Below are 3,642 nucleotides of genomic sequence, written 5' to 3' on the forward strand. Positions count from 1 at the left end.
GTAATTCAATCACTTGCCCTATGGCATAGAGCATGGGGCCGGCCACATCATCGACATACACTTGATCACCACTGAGCATCATAAGCGCCGGGCGCGCTTCGGGGGTGTTTGCGATAACGGTGGCAAGGTGAGTGTCGGCAGCGACTAAAGTATCGCGACTATGGTGATGGGGATTGCGGCAAGAGCCATGAAAAATATGTGTTAATTGGGGCGTAAAACACAGGTTTGGTGTGCTCGCTTTGTTATAGTTCAGGGCCGTTAGTGACGCAAAAATATCGCCGTAGTGATCAGCAAAGAGCTGATAGTCGGTGACGACGTGGGGCGTGAGCACGTTTGGCCGTGCGAGGGCGATAAGATACTGATGAGCGAACTCGCCAAGAGGAAGATGATGCAATTCATGTTGTTGCAAACAAATATCCTGAGAATTTAAGCGCAGTGTTAGCCCGGTTAAGGGCTCGCGACTGACAAACCACAGCGTAAAGTGGTTGGCGTCGCAATGTCGCAGCATGGGCCCCGCCAACATTAAAGGAAGTATTGAACTCACATTCAGCCCTTGTCGTGGGATCCCGCAGCCTCAGCCTTTGGGATAGGGTTACGGGGATCGCCCCGCGGCTTAAACGTAAAAAGTTTTTATAATTAACCACTTTATGACAGCTTATCGGAGTTTGGCAATGACCAAAATACTCGGCACTAGCCTACAGGCGGCCGACCAAGTTGCGCTACTGCGTACCTTAGGTTTGCTATTGCAAATTGGCTTAACCACCTTTGCCGCCGACACCTTTGGCCTAAGTTTACAAATGGCACCACTGGTGCTGGTGTTTGTGCTCGAAACCTTGTATCTCTCACTCACCTTGGTATTGCGTAAACCATTATTTGCCAAAGAGAGCGGACTGTTTATTGCACTGGTGTTAGACACGCTATTTTGGATCGCTTGGTTGTATTTTTCTGGCAGTGCGACCAACGCCTTTATCTCACTATTGCTATTACCCATCGCCCTCGCTGCGGTGACGCTGCCGATTTGGGCTCCTTGGACGCTGACTGGCATGTCCACCTTAGCTTATAGCCTGATGATTTTTACGGCCCCAGATGCGCAAATGCAGCACCATGGCATGGATATGAGCTCCCACTATTTAGGCATGTGGTTTAATTTTGTGATTTCGGCGTTAGTGATCACCACCAGTGTGGCACTCATCGCAAAGCGTATGCGCCGCCAAGATGCACAATTGGCGTTTATGCGCGAAGGGCAGCTGCGGCAGGAGCAATTATTAGCGCTCGGTATGGCCTCGGCGCAAATGGCCCATCAATTGGCGACCCCGCTCTCCACCCTGAGGCTTTTACTCGATGAGGTAAAAGAAGAAAGTGCGGCGAGCCAAGGGGCCGTCAGTGAGATGGAGGCGGCGCTGGGGCGTTGTGAGCACACACTGGCTGAACTGCGTTTAGCCACAGAATCCATCCGTGACCGCCGTCAGCGGCGGCTATTATTAGGCGAGCTGGTGGATGAGCTTAAACAGAAAACCCTGTTGTTAATGCCGCAAACCGCGCTCGATTGGCAGATCTCCTGCAGCGCGGCGCAGTTAAGTGAGCTTGGGGTGGTCACCGATATGAGCCTTGCGCCGGCGATCATGGCTTTGATTGAAAACGCCGCCCGCGCTAGCAGCGAGACCTGTGGTGAGGCGCGCGTGGATATCCACATCGATGCGATGCCCGATGCCGGGCAAATTTATCTGCAGATCCGAGATTATGGTCCGGGGATCGCTCCGACATTATTGCCGCAGTTGGGGACCTTACTCGTTGAAAGTCCTAAAGGATTGGGGGTTGCCCTCTTGCTCAGTCATGCCAGTTTGGAGCGCCTCGGGGCTCAGTTAGTCTTGGCTAATCATCCCCAGGGGGGAACGGTTGCTCAGGTGCGGTTTACGGCTCAGGCCGGCGCGGCGCCATGGGAACAATGCGAGTCAGTAGCAAGGGGCGATGCATGAAACGACTGCTGATAGTTGAAGATGATCAAGCCCTTGCGAGCATTTTATCCCGCCGTCTCACTCGCCATGGCTTTGAGTGTCGCTTAATCCACGATGCCAGCGACGCATTGTTGCAGGCGAGGGAGTTTCGACCCAGCCATATTTTATTGGATATGAAATTGGCCGAGGCCAATGGGCTCGGTTTAATTGTGCCGCTGCGCAATCTATTGCCCAATGCCATACTGGTCTTGCTGACGGGTTACGCCAGTATCGCCACCGCGGTGGAGGCGATTCGCCTTGGCGCAGATAACTACTTAGCGAAACCCGTTGATACGCAAACTCTGCTTGCCGCCCTCGATGCGCAGGAATTACAGACCCACAACCCGCCGCTGCCAGTGGATGAACTCGATGACTTTCCCCTGAATCCTAAGCGTTTAGAGTGGGAGCACATCCAGCAGGTGCTCAATGCAAATCACGGCAATGTGTCGGCCACCGCGCGCCAACTGGGGATGCACCGACGCACCTTACAGCGCAAGCTGCTTAAAAAACCGGTCAGCGAAATTCCGCAATTAAAATAGCCTGCGCCCTCCTGCAAGCGGGCTAACGCGGCCGCAGTGCTGGCACTGAGCCGCAAGGCGTTCCTGTGATGTTTTGACCATTTATTCTGCTCGCCCAACATTGTTTGTATCGAAAATGTGTATTCTGGTGACTTTATTGTTGTGATTTGTTAATTTTGGGGCGCACCTGCATCTGCAGGGCATTGTAATGGGGAATAACCTTAACATCACGTAGGAAGCGTAAAATGAAATATTCAGTATTGGGAATGTTACTCGCCGTGGCCTCATCATCTCTTATGGCCGCCGAAGTTGAGCCCACCAATTCTTGGGTGGCCGGTGTGAGCTACATGAATTTGTCCGATGAAAGTGATGGGGTGGACATCAGTGTCGGCGGTGTTGCGGGCTCGCTTGGCTACCAATTTAAATCCGGTGAGAACTTTTATTTGGTGCCAGAAGTGCGTTTAGGCACGGGCGTGGGGAGCGATAGTTTTTCATTATCGGGAATTGATGTCGAGGTCGAGCTAGATACGTTTATCGCACTGTCGCTGCGTGGGCAGTTTGAGTTTGATAATGGGGTCTATCTCTATGCTGCGCCCACCTATGCCAATGCCGAGTTTACTGCAAAGGCATCCTATTTTGGGCAAACAGCTTCCAGTACTGAAGATTCATGGGAATTTGGTGTTGGCGGCGGTGTCGGTTATCGCTTTAGCCAGGTGACGTCTGCAGAGCTCAGCTATGAGCAGTTTGATGGCATCGATGTCTTTAGTGTTGGCTTGAAATTTAACTTTTAAGTGAGCGTTGCACAGCCATCATCGGGCAATCGTCTTGTGCTTTAAGGCGCTTTGCCCTGCTGGGGCTAATGTTTCGCGATGTGGCAAGCACGCCGGCAGGGCTGATAGCGATTCTGCTCTGCCTAGAACGTCGCTGTATCGGGTTGAGCTTAGGCGCTGATCTTAACTTGGGCGTTGTTCACTTAACTTAGGTGCTGTTGATTTCTCTTAGGTGCAGCTCATTTCGCCTAGGCGCGCAGCTTTGGGATGCTTAGCCTAGGCGCCGTTTGTTTATTCCTATCTTGTTTACTTCAATCTTGTTTACTCCAATCTTACCGACTGGTAGCTGGCGCCTAGTTG

Annotated in this window: 3 protein-coding genes and 1 pseudogene; 3 read left to right on the forward strand and 1 reads right to left on the reverse strand. The window is 52.2% G+C overall.

The annotated features are described in order from the left end of the window. Window positions 1-508: pseudogene (locus ACRCZA_RS04130) on the reverse strand (alkaline phosphatase family protein); the annotation flags it as partial. Between the two features lie 163 nt (window positions 509-671). Here ACRCZA_RS04130 and ACRCZA_RS04135 point away from each other — a divergent pair. The 3 genes from ACRCZA_RS04135 (at window position 672) to ACRCZA_RS04145 (ending at window position 3,303) form a co-directional block, all read left to right on the forward strand. Then, a complete protein-coding gene (locus ACRCZA_RS04135; RefSeq protein WP_438673211.1) occupies window positions 672-1,976 on the forward strand; it encodes a sensor histidine kinase in 1,305 nt (434 codons plus the stop codon). Further along, complete coding sequence (locus ACRCZA_RS04140) at window positions 1,973-2,533, forward strand: response regulator transcription factor (RefSeq protein WP_438673212.1); 561 nt, start codon at window positions 1,973-1,975, stop codon at window positions 2,531-2,533. The genes ACRCZA_RS04135 and ACRCZA_RS04140 overlap by 4 nt, the downstream gene beginning before the upstream one ends. Before the next feature lie 224 nt (window positions 2,534-2,757). Beyond that, a complete protein-coding gene (locus ACRCZA_RS04145; RefSeq protein WP_438673213.1) occupies window positions 2,758-3,303 on the forward strand; it encodes an outer membrane beta-barrel protein in 546 nt (181 codons plus the stop codon). The last annotated feature ends 339 nt before the right edge of the window (window positions 3,304-3,642 follow it).

The sequence above is a fragment of the Shewanella sp. genome (assembly GCF_051658185.1).
Taxonomy (GTDB): Bacteria; Pseudomonadota; Gammaproteobacteria; order Enterobacterales; family Shewanellaceae; genus Shewanella.